A 16,440-nucleotide genomic window follows, 5' to 3' on the forward strand; every position below is an offset into this window, starting at 1 on the left:
TAAATCCCCGGAATATAAGAACTAGAGGTAATGCCCGAGATATACTTGAAGGTAGATAGCGCTTATCCGGAGGATCAGGGAGCAGGCAAGGCACGGCTTGACCCTGACACCATGCTGCAGCTCAGGCTCAGCCCCGGGGATCTGGTGGCTATCGAAGGCAAACGTCGCACCGTGGCCAAGGTCTGGCGTGCCATGGTGAACGACTGGCACCAGGGTAAGGTCCGCATCGATAATTTTACCCGGCTCAACACCGGTGCCAGCATCGGGGACCGGGTGAAGATCAAGACGCTGGACGAGGAGGTCGAGGCAAAAAGGGTCGTGCTTGCCCCCCCCGAAGACCTCCCCAAGCAGCTGCCCATCAATTACAGCAGCGTCGTCAACAAGCTGATCGACTTTCCCGTGGTGAAGAACGACTCCGTGCCGATCCAGGCGGGGCTCCCGTTCATGCAGCCCCAGCTCGTCGCGTTCAAGGCGGTGGTGGTCGAGCCGGAGAACGCCGTGATCATCACGAAGAACACGAAGGTCGAGTTCTCCGAGAAGCCGGCAGCAGGATTCGAGGGTGTCAAGAGGATCAGCTACGAGGACATCGGCGGCCTGAAGGGCGAACTGCAGCGTGTCCGCGAGACGATCGAGCTCCCCATGCGCCACCCGGAGATCTTCCGGACGCTCGGTATCGAGCCGCCGAAGGGCGTCCTCCTCTACGGCCCGCCGGGGACGGGAAAGACCCTGATCGCAAAGGCGGTCGCGAGCGAGAGCGGGGCCCACTTCATCTCGATCGCGGGACCCGAAGTGATCTCGAAGTACTACGGCGAGTCCGAGCAGCGGCTCCGCGAGGTCTTTGAGGACGCACGGCAGCATGCGCCGGCGATCATCTTCATCGACGAGCTCGACTCGATCGCCCCCCGGCGCGAAGAGGTGACCGGGGAGGTCGAGCGGCGGGTGGTGGCCCAGCTCCTGACGATGATGGACGGGCTCGAGGAGCGGGGGCAGGTCGTGGTGATCGGGGCCACGAACCGGCTCGACGCGATCGACCCCGCCCTCAGGCGACCGGGCCGGTTCGACCGGGAGATCGAGATCGGGGTCCCGCCGGAGGACGACCGGGTCCAGGTGCTCCACATCCACACCCGCGGGATGCCGCTCGCGGTCGACGTGGATATCGCCTCGATAGCCCAGCAGACCCACGGGTTCGTCGGGGCCGACCTTGCCGCCCTCGCCCGCGAGGCGGCGATCAAGGCGCTGCGGCGCTACCTCCCCGAGATCGACCTCGAGGCCGAGGAGATCCCCCCCGAGATCCTCGACAAGATGGAGGTCCAGGGCAAGGACTTCCGCGACGCCCTCCGCGACGTGGGGCCGAGCGCCATGCGGGAGATCCTGCTCGAGGTGCCCCACACCACCTGGGGAGACGTGGGCGGCCTTGAGGATGCGAAGCAGGACATCCGCGAGGCGGTGGAGTACCCGCTCACCCAGCGGGACCGGTTCGAGGACCTCGGCATCCAGCCCCCGAAGGGCGTCCTCCTCTATGGTCCGCCGGGAACAGGCAAGACCCTGATCGCGAAGGCGGTCGCAACCGAGACCGGGGCGAACTTCGTGCCGGTCAAGGGTCCCCAGCTCCTCTCCAAGTGGGTCGGCGAGAGCGAGCGGGCGGTCCGCGAGGTCTTCAAGAAGGCCCGGCAGGTGGCGCCGTCCATCATCTTCTTCGATGAACTGGACGCGCTTGCCACCGCTCGCGGCGGCGGGTCCGAGTCGCACGTCATCGAGAGCGTCTTAAACCAGATCCTGACCGAGATCGACGGGCTTGAGGAACTCAGGGGCGTCGTGGTGATGGGAGCGACCAACCGGCCGGATATGGTCGACCCGGCGCTTCTCCGGCCCGGCCGGTTCGACCGGCTCGTCTACATCGGCGAGCCCGGCCGGATGGACCGTGAGAGGATCCTCTCCATCCACACGCGGTATATGCCGCTCGAGGGCTCCACGATGGAGGAACTCGTGGCGATGACCGAAGGGCTCACAGAGACCGGGATCGAGGACATGATCCTCAGTGTCGGGGCCAACCGCCGTGTGAGCGTCGAGGACGTGAGGCAGCAGCGTGCCGCGGTCGCGACGGACGGCGGCGAGGGCCTCCCCCGCTACCTCCGGAGGAAGAGGATCGTCGACCTCCTCGGCCAGCAGAAGATGACCCTCGACGACCCCGCACGGGACCGGCTCATGAGCACGATCGCGGCCGAGACCGAGGGATTCGTCGGGTCGGACCTCGAGGCGCTCTGCCGCGAGGCGGCCATGCTCGCGATGCGGGAGGGCGTCGCGGTCGTGAACCAGACGCACTTCGACCGGGCCAAGGAGAAGGTGCACGCGACGATGAACGAGCGGCTGCGGCAGTACTACGGGAAGGTGCAGCAGCACTTCAAGGGCGGGCTGCCGAAGGAAGTCCAGCCGCTGGAGTACCAGTAAGCGGATATTCCGGGGAGTTTCCCCGGAGAACTCTTTTTTATACGGGAACCATCCCGCCTCTTCCGGCCCGGAGTAATCTCACGCAAAGGCTCACGCGAAGCCGCGAAGCCGCGAAAGGGGTTACAGGTGACAGGTCCCGGACTTCGCGCATTTCGCGGCTTCGCGTGAGGATTCCTTCTAACCCTCACCGCCGGCCGAACCAGACCGCGAGGCCCATAAGCGCCGCGAGCGGCACTACCCACCCGGCCGCCGCCCGGGTCGGCACCGCCGAAGGCTCCGCGGTCGTGCTCTCCGCCTGCGTCCATATCCAGTCGACCGCATACGAGAGCTGGACGTCCTCCCCGGCCATCGCCCGCGCCAGGGTCTCCTCGTCGAGCGGCACCCGGACCGTCGGGGCGACCCCGCCGAGCAGGGACGCGTTGCTGTCCACCTGAATACTCCCACTCTCATCGAGCGACGAGCCCGTCGGGAAGGCGGTCAGGATACCGAGGGGGAGCACCGGCCCCATCGACTCCATGCCGAACGCCCCGTTCGTCCCGTACCACGAGACGATCGCGCCCGTCCCGGACTCGGCAAAGACCTTCGGGAGCCCCTCGCCCGAGCTGATGGTGTAGGGGCTGACGAGGAGGGCGACCGGGCCCGTGTAGCGGTCGGGCCGGGGCTCCGTCCAGGACTCCCAGAGGACCGGGAACTCCCCGGTCCCGGGGTCGTAGGTGGTCCCGTACTCGTAGAAGACCGATCGGTTCACGAACCACCCGGCAAAAGCGGCGGCCAGGTTGTCGTCCCCGCCCATATTGTACCGGAGATCGACGACGACACCGGGCGCACCTTTCGCGATCGCGTCCTTCACCGCCGCCCTGAAGGGCTGGTAGACGTCATAAAACTCTTCGTAGACGGCGATGTAGGCGATGCCTCCCGGCAGGGTCCGGTAGGTCACGGTATCGTTCGTGATCATCGCCCTGCGATCGGCCGACGATCCGGCCCCGATGTCGTTTACCTCGCGGCCGAGGAAGATGCTCGTCCGGGTGAGCGTGTCGTAGCCGTCGTCCGCCGCGGTCAGGTTGATCGTGCGGGGGGCCGAGTCCGCCGGGCCGGCAATCCCGACGGTCGCGTTGGTCCCGACCGGCGCCCGGGTCAGGAACCGCAGCCTGTGGAGGAGGAAGCCCTCGGCGGTCGAGGGCTTGACCGGGGCCCAGATGATCGAGGTCGCGTTGATCGCCTCCCCGACCGGCCGGCCGTTCCAGGAGACCACCTCGTCGCCGAACCGGATCCCCGCCCGCTCCGCATCGCTCCCGTCTGCGACGTAGGCCACGATGACCCTGCCGGAGTCGAGCCCTGCGACGGCGAGCCCGTAGCCACCGCCGATATCGGCATACTTCGCCCCGAAATCATCGCGGGCGGCGGCCATGACGTGCCCGTCGGGAATGGCGTAGGCGAACTCGCGGAGCGTCCGGTAGTAGGAGGCGTTATCCCGGTTCCTCTCGGCCTCCGCGATCTCCGGCGCATATCTCGCATACAGCCCGCCCCAGTCGACGCCGCGCCACTCCGTGAAGGCGTAACGCTCTTCCATGTAGGCGCACGTCTCGCGGAAGGCGTCGCTCCAGGACATATTGCTGAAGTCGGGGACCTCTTCCGTCAGGTTGGCTATGATGGGCGCGTAAGACGCCATCATCTCCTCGTCGTAGGCCGTCTCGTTGTTTCGCTCGAACGGGATGGAGGCGTCCGCCCATACCATCCCGCACGAGTCGGTGTAGAGGCCAGCGGATGCCGGCGCCACGAGAATGAGGAGCAGGAAGAGGACGGTCATCCCGGCCACCGTCCGGCTCAAAGGTTCGGTAAACATGATATTTCTCAGTGATTCATCTTCTCCGGCGGAATTTGGCCTTTGCGTTTCCTTCCGGGAGGTGCAGCCCGGCACCTCTTCCCCGTCAGGACTGCAACGGTTCCCTGCCGGCCGCGGAGGGCGATCCCGCCCCTATTGACTCGACAATTCCCCGGAAATGCCAGCAGACCAGAGCAAGGAGGATGTAGACCGCCGCGGCCGCCCACCCGAACTCCCCGGTGATCATCACCGACTCCGGGGTCTCCATCGTGAGGAGCGGGTAGAACTGCTGGATGAAGTAGTTCCAGAACCCGTGGAAGAGGACGGCCGGAAGAATGCTCCCCGACCGGAGACGGAGCCAGGCAAGGATGATCCCTGCGCCCATGACCGACGGGACGAAGACCGCGAGCGAGTACCAGAGCGGGCCCGCCCCGTGGTAGGTGGAGAAGACGATCAGGGGGAAGTGCCACACGGCCCAGATGGCGCTGGAGAGGAGAGCGAGTTTCGTAAACCCCATGAACTTCGCCATCTCCGGGACGAGGAGCCCGCGCCACCCGATCTCCTCTCCTGCGGCAGCGAAGAGGCTGAAGACGATCGAGACGAGAAAGACCGGGATGAATCCCGTGCTGAAGACCATTGCAGCCCCCTCATGATTAAACGACCCGATCCCGGTCGCCCAGACCGGGCCGAATATCAGGAGGCCGACGAGGATGGGGAGGAAGGCTGCGACCGCCAGCCACCGGCCCTCTCCCACCCGGAACCCGAATCCCCCCGGGTTACGCTGGAAGTAGAGCCGCGTTACGACGGCGGCGATGCCCGGACACCACATCGTGAAGACGGTGGAGAGGAGAAGCGCCTCCACCGCCGTGCTCCGGGTCGTAAAGAGCCAGCCGATACTGCTCAGGGCAAACGCAAGCACCAGAAAGACGATGACTTCCCGTCGCGCCGTCGACGGAGAGCGGGGGTCGTAAGGGTGCCCAGGAGCGGGGGATCTCATGAATCACCGTCTCACGTGCGGGGCAATATACCTGCAGGTTTTGTTCCCGTCCGGTGTGCGCGTTCGCGGGCAAAAGGCGGCTGCCGGACGGTAGGAGTGCCCAACAGCGGAATTGTGAGGGCTATCGGCCGCTCGGCGGCGGATACGCGACGAGCCCCTCCTTGACGCCCCGGACAAACCCGGCCTTCTCGTAGAGCCGGAAGACGTTCGGGTCTTGCCGGCCGGTCAGGAGCATCACCTTGTAGCAGCCCTGCTCCCACGCATGGTCCAGCACATGGGCGAGGAGCGCCGTGCCGAACCCCCGGTTCCGGTGCTCACGATGAGTCACGACGTTCTCGATGAGCCCGTAGGGCCGTGCGCCCCGCGTGAGGTTCGGAAGAATATGTAAGACGCAGGTGGAGACGGGCACGCCCCCGTATTCGAGGATGAAGAGACGGGTCCGGGGGTCGGCGAGGATCTCCTGCCAGGCCTTCCGGAGCGCATGGTCGCCGGCTTCCTCGTCGGCGTCGTGCATATGCGTATAGAGGGAGAGGACGGCGTCGAGGTCCTCGAAGACGGCCGGGCGAACGAGCGGGGTAGCGCTCTGCATATACCCCAATCGACCATTCCGGTAATCTTCTTTTGGTTTCACCGCCGGGGTTCCGCCCCCGCGAGCCGCCTCCCCTTCTCCGTCAGGGTATACCGCACGACCCCTGGAGAACCGGTCCCGCCGCACCCGGAGCACCCCGCACAACAGCAGGACGGCGCCGTTTCACCGGCCGGCTCCCCGCATTCCCCGCTCCGTTCGACGAAGCCGAGGCGTTCCATCATGAAGAGCCGCTCCGTGAGGGCATCCGGCGGCAGGTTCAGCTCGGCTGCAAGCAACGGGAGGATGAACCCCCCGTCCATGAGCCGCCGTGCTATCGTCAGGATCATGCCGCCGAAAGCCCCCGGAAGAACGCCCTCTCCCACGCCAGGAATCCGGCGGCCCCGATGACCCCGAGGTAGAGGAGGTGGCTCACCAGATCCGCGGCCGACCACTCGGCCCACTCCCCGACGAGATAGGCGTCGATCCCCGCCGCACCGAGGGCGAGGAGGTCCACGAGCCCGAACGCGACCGAGAGGAGGATCCCGACGGAGACGAAGATCGCACCCTCCCCGGCGCCTGCAGAGAACTTCCGGACGCCGGCGACGAAGACGGCCCCGACCACGAGGAGGACGAACCCACCGAAGGGGTCGCCCGTGAGGGAGAGGAACTCGAGACCGGGGATGGGGCCGACGACGGCCCGGATTACCTGGAGAGAGCCGGCGGCAAGATAGAGTGCGCCGAGCGCCGCTCCGAAGATCAACTTCGCTGTATCGCTCATATTACATGCCTCCCATGAAGAGCCCGGCAGCGTGCCCGACGATGAACGCCAGCAGCCAGGCGACGGCGAGACCGTAGGCTACCGAGAACCCGGTCCACCGCCACGACCCGGTCTCCTTCCTGATGACGCCGAGCGCCGCGACACACGGGGTATACAGCAGCACGAAGACCATCAGGGCGAGGGCCGTTGCCGCCGAGAGAGACGGGTCGGCAAGGAGGGCCGTCGGAAGCGTCTCTTCCCCGGCCCCGTAGAGGGTGCCGAGCGACCCGACGACGATCTCTTTTGCGATGAACCCGAATATCAGGGCGACCGCGACCTTCCAGTCGAATCCGAGCGGCGCCACCAGCGGCTCGATAACGTGGCCGATCATGCCCGCGAAACTCTCCGCGCTCCCGTACTCGACGCCGAACGGGAACGAGGCGAGGATCCAGACAACCAGGACGCCGGCAAGGATGATCGTACCTGCCTTTCTGACGTACATCGACCCCCGGCTCCACATATGGAGGAGAGCCGTCATCGGCGTGGGGATCCGGTAAGGCGGCATCTCCATGACGAACGGCGAAGCTTCTCCGGGGAGGATGGTGCTCCTGAAGAGCTTCGCGGAAGCGATCGCGACGGCGATCCCGAGGATGTAGAGGAAGAAGACCACGCTCCCCGCCTGCTCCGGGAAGAAGACCCCCGCGAAGAGGATGTACACCGGCAGCCTCGCGCTGCAGGACATGAACGGATTTACGAGGATCGTGAGCAGCCGGTCGTTCTCGCCCTCGATCGACCGTGTCGCCATGATCGCGGGGACGTTGCACCCGAACCCGACGAGCATCGGGACGAACGCCTTTCCGGGCAGGCCGAGGGCGTAGAGGGGCCGGTCCATGATGAACGCGGCACGTGCCAGGTAGCCGGAATCTTCGAGGATCGCGAGGATCAGGAAGAGGATGAAGATGTTCGGGAGGAAGATCAGGACGGAACCGACGCCGCCGATGATCCCGTCGCCGAGGAGCGAAGCGAGCCAGACGGGCTCGATCGAGCCGGCCACGAACTCAGCGAGCCACGCGACGCCGGCATCGATCGCGGTCATAAAGGGGGCGGCGACCGTGAAGGTGAGCTGGAACGCTCCCCACATCAGGGCCAGGAAGATGGGGATCCCGAGGTAGCGGTCGGTGACGACGCGGTCGACCATATCCGAGGGGCTCATGCTCCCCGGATCGCCTTTCCGGACCTGCGGCAGGATGGCGGCGATCGTCTCGTAGCGCCTGTCCGCCATCATGGCCTCGTACTCGTCGGTATCGATCCCGGAGAGGAACTCCTCCACGCGGGCGGAGGCTGCGCCTCTTCTGACCTTTTCGAGGACGTTCTCGTCCCCTTCGAGGAGCTTGACCGCGAGCCAGCGGAGAGGATACCTCCCGGCGAGATCCGTATCGGCCGCGAGGGCATCGGCGAGGGAGGCGATCGCCATCTCCACGTCCTCGCCGTAGCCGACGGTATGCTCGTGGTGCGGCGAGGTCTCCGCCTCCCGGATCGCCGCGTCAAGGAGGTCCTGCAGCCCTTCGCCCCGGGTCCCGACCGTCCGCACGACCGGGATCTCGAGGAACGCCGAGAGCCTCTCGTGGTCGATCGCGTCGCCCCGCGCCTCGGCCGCGTCGACCATGTTCAGGGCGATGACCATCGGGGCGCCGAGCTCGGCAAGCTGCGTCGTCAGGTAGAGGTTCCGCTCCAGGTTCGTCGCGTCCACGACCTGGACGACGACATCGGGTTTCTCGTCGAGGATATAATCCCGCGCGACGACCTCGTCCGCCGAGTAGGCGGTCAGGCTGTAGGTCCCCGGGAGGTCGACGACCTCGAACTCGTGACCGCTGCGGCTGGCCCGCCCGGTCTTCTTCTCCACGGTCACGCCGGGCCAGTTCCCGACATGCTGCCGCGAGCCGGTGAGGGCGTTAAAGAGCGTCGTCTTGCCGACGTTCGGGTTGCCGGTGAGCGCAACCCGGATCTCCCTCATGACGCGGCCTCCCCGTTGCACCGGACGAGGATCTTCATCGCCGCGCCCTTTGACAGGGCATACCGGGCATCACCGACCGAGACGATGATCGAGCCCCGGTCCGCAGACCTGACCGTCACCCGGGCGTCGGGGCAGAACCCCATCCCGAAGAGACGTGCCTGCATTCCTCTGCCGGCCCGGACTTCGGCGACCGCCCCACCGGTGCCGGGGGCAAGGAGAGCGAGCGGACAGACGCCGGCCACTATCTTCCCTCCGAAACGACCTCGATGAGGCTCGCCTCGGCACGCCGTAGCGAGAGGTGGTATCCCTTCACCAGGTATTCCGTAGGGTCGCCGAAGGGGGCGGCCCGGACGACCTCCACCTCCGCCCCAGAGACCACTCCCATGGCAAGCAAGCGCCTCCTGAGAGCCCCGGAGGCGCGGACGGCGACGACACGGCACCGGCACGCCGGACCGATACGATCGAGCGTGGTAACCGGCGTGCGATCCGTTGCATCTGATCTTTCCATGGAGCAATCTCTCTTATTCGGCCGGTATAATCCCGCTCCGAAGAAATTCCGGATCCGGCAGGGGGAACAAAAGATTCTTCGGATTTTGTGCGGCCATCCGAAGATCCGGGGGAGAGCCCGGCACTCGCAGCCTTTTTTCTGCCTTTCGCCCGGCGAAGGCCGGCGGCCGCGATCGATCCCGTACCTCCGGGAGAACCTATTTACAGCACTATGCACAAGCATATACATCAAAGCGCAACCCTGCGAGATGGAGCCCCCCCCATGCCGAACTGCACCACGTTCCTCGATGCCAACGCCTGTAACCCCAATAAGATCGCTCTCGTCGTCCCTTCACGGGGAGAGTCTTACACCCGTGCCGACCTCCGGGACCGGGTCGCCCGGGCGGCAGGCGGCCTTCGTGCCCTCGGCATCGAGCGCGGGGAACGGGTCTGCATCTACCTGGACAGTTCGCCGGAGTACCTCATCACCTACCTTGCCCTCTGGCGGATCGGGGCCGTCGCGGTCCCGACGAACCGGGTATACAAGGAGAGCGAGGTCCTCTACGCCGTCCGGAACGCAGGGGCCGTCGCCGTCGTCACCGACGTCGAGGGGGCCGCCCTCGTCGGGGGCATCCGGGACCAGACACCGGCGCTCCGGCACATAATCGCCGTCGGCGGGGAGGCCGCGGACGCCGTCCCCTGGGAGAGCCTCCTGCTTGCAGAGCCCTGCCGCCGTGCCGTCCACTGCCGGTTCGACGACCTCTGCCAGATCCAGTACACCTCCGGCACCACGGGGAAACCCAAAGGCGCGATGCTCACCCACGGGAACTGGATCGCGGCGATGGACGCCGAGCGGGACGTTCTTCGGATCACCGACGCCGACGTCTACCTCGGCATCTACCCGATGGGGCACGTCGGGGTGAGCTGGGGGATCGCCACCCTCCGGGCCGGCGGGACCTACGTCGTCATGGAACGGTTCGATCTCTCCCGCTACCTCGACCTCGCCCGCGAATACCGGGCCACGATCGTCGCCGGGATGCCGCCGGTGATCCACTCCCTCGTGCAGACCCCGCCGGGGACCGAGACGGCGCTCGCCACCGCCCGGGCGATAATCAGCGGCGGCGGCCCCCTGACCCCCGGCGTCTGGAAACCCTTCCACGAGCGGTTCGGTATCCCCATCGTCAACGCCTACGGCCTCTCCGAGACGGTCGTCGTCGGGACCGGGACCGCCATCCGCCCGGAGCACTACTCGACCGCCGACGAGTTCCGGAGCGTCGGCACCCCGGTCGGGTTCTCCGAGGTGAAGATCGTGGATGCGAACGACCCCGGACGGGAACTCGGCGCCGGCGAGGACGGGGAGATCGCCCTCCGCGGACCGGGGGTGGCGCTCGGCTACTGGCAGATGCCGGAGGAGACCGCCGCCGCCTTCCTCCCCGACGGCTGGTTCCTGACCGGCGACGTCGGCCACCTGGATAAGGACGGGATGTTGTACATCACCGACCGGAAGAAGGACATGATCGTCATGTCGGGCTGGAAGGTCTACCCGACCGAGGTCGAGGACGTCCTCGTCCAGCACCCCGGCGTCCGCGACGCGGCGGTCTTCGGGTGCGTCGACGAGCACCGGGGCGAGGTCCCGGTGGCGGTGGTGGTCCCCGCCGGGAAGGACGTCGCCGCCGACGATATTCTCGCCTTCGCCCGCGAGCGCCTCGCCGGCTACAAGGTCCCCCGCCGGGTCATCCTGGCGGCCGAGCTCCCCCGGGTCAACGGGTGGAAACTCCTCCGGAAGCGTCTCCGGGAGGAGTATTGCGGCGCCGCCGGCGCGTAAGAGTAGTTATTAAGGAGAGAGGAGCGTATAGATCCTCTCTGAGGATACATTCCGAGGTACACACGTGGCAGACACCACCAGACGTTCGACAGGAATCGCGGGACTGGACCTCGCGCTCGGCGGGGGGTTCCCGCCGGGCGCCCGCATCGTCGTCTCAGGGTCCCCTCTGAGCGGCCTTGACCTCATGGCGCAGCAGTTCTGGCAGACAGGGAACGCGACGGGCGCCTACCTGATGATCGACGCCGTGCCGGGAGAGAAGATGATCGACGCACGGGGCATGGACGCCGCAGCGCTCGCCGGTGCGGTGCAGGGCGAACGGGTCGTCGTCGACTCCCTCTCCTCGCTGATCGCCGCCTGGGGGATCGATGCGGCCGTGAAGTTCGTCGTCGAGGATACCCGCGAGGCCGTCGAGGGAGGGGCAACCATCGTCTACCTCCTCTACAGCGATCTCCACACCCCACGCGAGGAGGCGCGGGTGATGCGTGCCGCCGAGATCTTCATCTCCCTCAGGCACCAGGTCCACGGCAACGAGTTCGAGCGGACGCTCGCGATCGAGAAACTACGAGACGGGAACGTGCCGTCGAGGGTGATCCCCTACAACATCCTGGCAAAGGGCATCGAGCTCTCGACGACGAGCCGGGTGGTCTAGGCCGGACGCCCGGCCCGTTGTTCAAATAAGGGCTCTGTTGAAATGGTCTACACCCTCTAGAGAACACTCAGTTACGTGGAGAGGGTACTGGTGTGACCTCACGCGAAGCCGCGAAGGCGCGAAGCCTGAAATGGGTGTTGACAGCCTCTTTCGCGTTCTTCGCGGCTTCGCGTGAGTCAAGATGTATGGATAATCCTGCAATGGACTCGATCTCCGGGAGAGGGTTTCAACAGAGCCCAAATAAGGTCAACTCACGCGAAGGCCAGTAGAGGGGTATGCAACTCCCCTTCGCGGCTTCGCGTCTTTCGCGTGAGGCTGTACCCTTATCCTAATCAATTAACTCACGCGAAGCCGCGAAGGGCGCGAAGAATGGTAGGCAGGTGTTGAATCTCCTTCGTGGCTTCGCGCCTTCGCGTGAGACACTACAACGGACTATAACAGCCTAATCCGTATACTCGGCCCGGACCAGCCCGGCCGCAACAACCATATTCTTCAGTTTTCCAAATGCCGCGTCCCGCGTCTGCATCCGCATCCCGCAGTCGGGGTCAAGAAGCATCGCCTCGGCCGAGAAGACCTCGACTCCGGCCTCGATCCGTTTTCTGATAGTTTCAACGCTCTCGACGCCGGGATCGGCCGAGTCCACGCAGCCGTAGCCGACCATCCTTCCGCGGAGGTCTTTGGCCGAGAGCACCTCGAGGTTTTGCGGGTTGTTTGCGAACTCGAAGTCGAAGACGGCGACGTTCGTCCTGAGGACGTCGTCGATGACCGCCGTGAGGTTCCCGCAGACGTGGAGGCAGACGGGCACCCGGAGCCGGCCTGCGATCGCGTTCACCGCCTCGCGGCCGACGGCGATGTTCGCCGCCCCCGTCGAGAAGATGGGCTCGTCGATCTGGATGAGCGCGACCCCGGCATCCTGGAGGTGGCTCGCCTCGACCGCGAGCGCCTGCGCGAGATCGAGGACCAGTTCGTCCTTGTTCCGGTAGAACGTCGTCTCGATCGAGAGGCCGTGCGCGAGCGTGCTCGGCCCGGTGAGGATCCCCTTCACCTTCGGGTGCCGGGAGAGGGCGTATTTCGTGTCCGCGAGCGTGATCGGCCGCTGGGCGGGCTGGACCTTCCCGACGACCGACGATCCCCGGATGCCAGGGAGGTGGGAGGTGAAGGCCCGGATCATGTCGCCCCGGACCTGACCGTCGGAGATGATATCGATCCCGGCGGCGACCTGGTCGGCGACAGCCGTCTCCACCGCGTGCTTGAGCGGGTCCATGCGGGCGAGGAGCCCCGAGCCTTTCACCACCGGGTAGCTCCCGACCACCGTGGTCGGGAGACGCTTGCTTATCAGGGTCATGGCGTCAGTCTGTGCCGGTCACGCGGGAAGAGCACCGCTTCGCGGATGTTGGGCAGATCGAGCATCGTCATCACCAGGCGCTCGATCCCGACCCCCCATCCGGCGTGCGGCGGCATGCCGTAGCGGAACGTCCTCAGGTAGAACTCGAAGCTCTCCGGGGAGAGGCCCTTGGCGCGGATCCGCTCAACGAGGAGGTCGTAGTCGTGGATACGCTGGGCGCCGGAGGAGAGTTCCATCCGGGGGTGCATCATATCGAACGCCTTGCAGAACTCCGGCTTCTCCGGGTAGGGCATCGCGTAGTAGGGCCGGATATCGGTCGGCCAGTCGACGATGAAGTAGTGCTGCCCGATAGAGTCCCCGATAGCCCGCTCGGCCGAGGGAGAGAGGTCGGCGCCGAAGGTGAGCTTCTCCTCGATCGTCTTATTTGCGATCTCGATCGCTTCGGTATAGGGGATCCGGGGGAAGGGCTTTGCCGGGACTTTGAGGTCGACGCCGAGTTCCGCGAGTTCCCCGGCGCAGTTCTCCCGGACATACTCGTAGACGTGGACGATCAGGTCCTCGAGAAGTTGCATGACGTCGTTGTGGTCGGCAAACGAGACCTCGACATCGAGCGAGGTCGCCTCGTTGAGGTGCCGGACGGTGTTGTGCTCCTCGGCGCGGAAGATGGGGCCGAGTTCGAAGACCGCCTCGAACCCGGCGGCCATCATCATCTGCTTGTAGAGCTGCGGGCTCTGGTTCAGGAACGCTTCCTTCTCGAAGTAGGCGATCGGGAAGAGTTCCGTGCCGCCCTCGGTCGCCGCCGCGACGACTTTCGGGGTGGTGATGTTGACGCAGCCTCTCGAGGCGAGGAACGCGGTCGCGGCGCAGGTCACTGCCGAGCGGATGAAGAAGATCGCCCGGACACGCGGCTTCCTCGCGTCGAGGAACCGGGAGTCGAGCCGGGTATCCGTCTCGGCGGGCACCTTCTCGGCGACGTCGAGGGGGAGCGGGCTCTCTGCGACGCTGACGATCTCGAGGTATTCGGGGACGAGCTCGCGGCCGCCGGGAGCCTTCTCGATCGCCTTCACCTGGCCCCGGACCCGGACCACGGACTCTCTCGATACGTTCCGGACGGTCTCAAGGACCTCCGCGGAAACCTTCTTCTTCGGGACGGTCACCTGGATGATGCCGGTCCGGTCGCGGATCAGGAAGAACGCGAGCCCTCCGAGATCGCGGACCTCGTGCACCCAGCCCACGATCTCGGCAGATTCGGTCTCCGGGGTTACGGCCCGTATTGGTAGACGCATATCAAAAACCTGGATACAGTGTGGGCCCCGGGAGGTATTTTGTTTTGCGCTCCTCACCGGGAGAGCGCACCACATGGCGGCCGGGTGCGGCCGGGACCGGGCGGCCGCGGAAAAGGGGGCGCCCGGGTCTATGGCCTTAGACGAAGACCGCTGCCGAGAGGACCGTCGTCCAGCGGCCGCTCATATCCCCTTTCGCCGACTGGCAGGTATGGGTCGTATTTATAATCCGGCCGCTCGCCTTGTAGATCTGCTCCCGCTCCTGCCACGCTTTGTCGGGGTCGAACTCGATCCCGAGCGTCGTCGCGAGCATCGTCGCCGCGAGGTCCTCCGCGTATTCACCCGATACCTCGGCGGTCTCCCCGAAGGCGTGGTGCTCGGAGAGGTAGCCGTAGGCATTGCTCTCCTTGGGCATCGCGTGGCCGATGGCGGCGGAGACAAGCCTGCTTGGTTCGTTGGTCTCGTTCCGGGCCATGACGACGTAGACGATGCTCCCCGGGGAGAGCTGTTCGAGACCCTCCTCCTTTGAGATCAGCTGGCAGTTCGGGGGGAAGATGCTCGATACGTAGACGAGGTTGTACTTCTCGATGCCCGCCTGCCGGAGAGCCAGTTCAAACGATGCCAGTTTGTCTTTGTGGATGCCCACACCCTTCGTGAAGAAACACTTGGTCGGAACGAACATTAGGGATCTTCTTATCGCTTGACTTTTTTAAAATTTTTGGTGATAACAGCCACAAATTAAGAAAGGGGCCGAATTTCCGCCCATTCTGACATTAGGAGAGGAACATACTGGCAAATAGCAAAACGGTCAAAAATCGAGGGTTTTTTAGGCGCGCAACGGAGCCCTCAGGCAGGTGCGAGCCCGCCGTTCTCCTCCCGCAAAACGACCTGCAGCCGGATCATTCCCGGGCATGTCACGCGGGAGGATCTCTCCCTGCCCGGATGAGGGGAGGCGAAACGCGCCCGTCAGTCGAGACCTTCGTATGTCTTGATCGCCTCCAGCGCCTCGAACGCCCCCCGCCGGACGTCCCTGTCGGGGTCCTGGAGGAGGGCCTGCAACGCTCCCGATGCACCGGCGGAGCCTATCCCGCCGAGGATGAACGCGGACCGGCACCGGGTCCCGGCGTCCTCGGCGCCGGCGAGATCGATCAGGGCGGGGGTCGCCGCCTCGCCCACCCGCCAGAGCGCCTCCATCACCCGGTGCCGGGCGGCCTCGTCGTCGTTCCCGAGAGCCCGGACGAGCGGGCCGACGGCCGGCGCACCGATGCCCGCGAGCGCACCGGCGGCATACCGCCTGACCTCCCGGTCGGGGTCGCCGAGCGTCTCGATGAGGGGCTCGATCGCATCGTGGGAGCGGATCTCACCGAGCACCCACGCGGCCCACCTGCGCACGGCCTGCCGCTCGTCCCGGAGGGCGGCCGCCAGGGGGCCGGCCGCCCGGAGGCCGATACGGGTGAGAACCACAGCGCTTCGCCGCCTGACATCGTCATCGTCCCTCCCGAACGCCTCGATGCAGGGGGAGACCGCACCCTCCCCGAAGTTGGCGAGCGCATCGGCGGCGAGAGACCGGACCTGCTCGTCGGGGTCGCCGAGGAGCCCGACCAGGCTTCCCACGCCGCGGCCGTCGCGGGACCGCCTCACCCCGGCGATCGCACACCTCCGCACCTGCGGATCAACGTCACCGAGAGCCGCGAGGAAGAGATCCGCGGCATGGCCGCTCCCGGTCGCCTCGAGTGCCGCGAGAGCGGCGCAACGGATCCTCCCGTCGCCGTCGTGCGCCGCCTGCTCCAGGGCTTCCACCGCCGGGCTCCCGATCAGGCGGAGCGCACGGGAAGCGTCCTCCCGCACTGTGTCGTCTGCATGCGAGAGGAGCCCGATGAGGTGGGGGACGGCCGCCGGCCCGATCCTCCCGAGAGCCTCAGCCGCCGCCCACCTGACGCACCAGTCCTCGTCCTCGAGCGCTTTTGCGAGCGAAGGCACAGCCGCCTCCCCGAACTCGCCGAACGCCCGGACCGTTCTCCACCGGGTCATGATATCCCCGCTCTCAAACGACTCCGCGAGCTCCGCCACCCGGGCATCCTCTTCTCCACCCGCGGGTGGGGAGGCACTCTCCTCCTGCCTGCGCATCCCGAACCTGCTCAACAGTCCCATCATCACACTCTCCGAACGAACGGTCTTCTCCGATGATGGTATGTGGCAGAAGATGGGGTATAATTCTTCTGATATTCTCCTGAAGCCCGGAAAGC

Annotated in this window: 15 protein-coding genes; 3 read left to right on the forward strand and 12 right to left on the reverse strand. The window is 66.0% G+C overall.

Annotated features, from left to right (window positions below):
• The first annotated feature begins 30 nt into the window (after positions 1 to 30).
• Positions 31 to 2,448, forward strand: coding sequence for a CDC48 family AAA ATPase (locus F8E02_RS01265; RefSeq protein ID WP_317063625.1), 2,418 nt, complete (start codon positions 31 to 33; stop codon positions 2,446 to 2,448).
• Between the two features lie 184 nt (positions 2,449 to 2,632).
• On the opposite strand, the gene F8E02_RS01270 is transcribed toward F8E02_RS01265, so the two are convergent.
• The 8 genes from F8E02_RS01270 to F8E02_RS01305 form a co-directional block, all read right to left on the reverse strand.
• Positions 2,633 to 4,291, reverse strand: a complete 1,659-nt coding sequence (locus F8E02_RS01270; protein WP_317063626.1) for a S41 family peptidase — start codon at positions 4,289 to 4,291, stop codon at positions 2,633 to 2,635.
• Between the two features lie 85 nt (positions 4,292 to 4,376).
• Positions 4,377 to 5,267, reverse strand: coding sequence for a CPBP family intramembrane glutamic endopeptidase (locus tag F8E02_RS01275; RefSeq protein WP_317063627.1), 891 nt, complete (start codon positions 5,265 to 5,267; stop codon positions 4,377 to 4,379).
• A gap of 121 nt (positions 5,268 to 5,388) precedes the next feature.
• Entirely contained in the window at positions 5,389 to 5,856 is a 468-nt protein-coding gene (locus F8E02_RS01280; protein WP_317063628.1) for a GNAT family N-acetyltransferase, read from the reverse strand.
• Between the two features lie 38 nt (positions 5,857 to 5,894).
• A complete protein-coding gene (locus F8E02_RS01285; protein ID WP_317063629.1) occupies positions 5,895 to 6,182 on the reverse strand; it encodes a hypothetical protein in 288 nt (95 codons plus the stop codon).
• The gene (locus F8E02_RS01290) at positions 6,179 to 6,613 is read right to left on the reverse strand and encodes a hypothetical protein (RefSeq protein WP_317063630.1); all 435 of its coding nucleotides are present in this window, start codon (positions 6,611 to 6,613) and stop codon (positions 6,179 to 6,181) included. The genes F8E02_RS01285 and F8E02_RS01290 overlap by 4 nt, the downstream gene beginning before the upstream one ends.
• 1 nt (position 6,614) lies before the next feature.
• Positions 6,615 to 8,606 (reverse strand): ferrous iron transport protein B, encoded by a 1,992-nt coding sequence (gene feoB, locus F8E02_RS01295; protein WP_317063631.1) that lies wholly within the window; start codon positions 8,604 to 8,606, stop codon positions 6,615 to 6,617.
• The gene (locus F8E02_RS01300; protein WP_317063632.1) at positions 8,603 to 8,848 is read right to left on the reverse strand and encodes a FeoA family protein; all 246 of its coding nucleotides are present in this window, start codon (positions 8,846 to 8,848) and stop codon (positions 8,603 to 8,605) included. Before F8E02_RS01300 ends, feoB begins: the two co-directional genes overlap by 4 nt.
• On the reverse strand, positions 8,848 to 9,114 hold the full coding sequence (locus F8E02_RS01305) for a FeoA family protein (RefSeq protein WP_317063633.1): 267 nt from the start codon (positions 9,112 to 9,114) through the stop codon (positions 8,848 to 8,850). Before F8E02_RS01305 ends, F8E02_RS01300 begins: the two co-directional genes overlap by 1 nt.
• A gap of 261 nt (positions 9,115 to 9,375) precedes the next feature.
• Here F8E02_RS01305 and F8E02_RS01310 point away from each other — a divergent pair, with 261 nt between their 5' ends.
• Entirely contained in the window at positions 9,376 to 10,917 is a 1,542-nt protein-coding gene (locus tag F8E02_RS01310) for a class I adenylate-forming enzyme family protein (RefSeq protein WP_317063634.1), read from the forward strand.
• Positions 10,918 to 10,981: 64 nt separating this feature from the next.
• The gene (locus F8E02_RS01315; RefSeq protein ID WP_317063635.1) at positions 10,982 to 11,566 is read left to right on the forward strand and encodes an RAD55 family ATPase; all 585 of its coding nucleotides are present in this window, start codon (positions 10,982 to 10,984) and stop codon (positions 11,564 to 11,566) included.
• Between the two features lie 442 nt (positions 11,567 to 12,008).
• On the opposite strand, the gene F8E02_RS01320 is transcribed toward F8E02_RS01315, so the two are convergent.
• The 4 genes from F8E02_RS01320 to F8E02_RS01335 form a co-directional block, all read right to left on the reverse strand.
• Positions 12,009 to 12,911 carry a methionine synthase gene (locus F8E02_RS01320; RefSeq protein WP_317063636.1) on the reverse strand — a complete coding sequence of 301 codons (903 nt, stop codon included), beginning with the start codon at positions 12,909 to 12,911 and terminating at the stop codon, positions 12,009 to 12,011.
• On the reverse strand, positions 12,908 to 14,197 hold the full coding sequence (aspS, locus tag F8E02_RS01325; RefSeq protein ID WP_317063637.1) for an aspartate--tRNA(Asn) ligase: 1,290 nt from the start codon (positions 14,195 to 14,197) through the stop codon (positions 12,908 to 12,910). The genes F8E02_RS01320 and aspS overlap by 4 nt, the downstream gene beginning before the upstream one ends.
• Positions 14,198 to 14,333: 136 nt before the next feature.
• Positions 14,334 to 14,876, reverse strand: coding sequence for a pyruvoyl-dependent arginine decarboxylase (locus F8E02_RS01330; protein WP_317063638.1), 543 nt, complete (start codon positions 14,874 to 14,876; stop codon positions 14,334 to 14,336).
• 284 nt (positions 14,877 to 15,160) lie between these two features.
• Entirely contained in the window at positions 15,161 to 16,348 is a 1,188-nt protein-coding gene (locus F8E02_RS01335) for a HEAT repeat domain-containing protein (protein ID WP_317063639.1), read from the reverse strand.
• Between the last annotated feature and the right edge of the window lie 92 nt (positions 16,349 to 16,440).

The organism is Methanoculleus caldifontis, assembly GCF_032842345.1.
Lineage (GTDB): Archaea > Halobacteriota > Methanomicrobia > Methanomicrobiales > Methanoculleaceae > Methanoculleus > Methanoculleus caldifontis.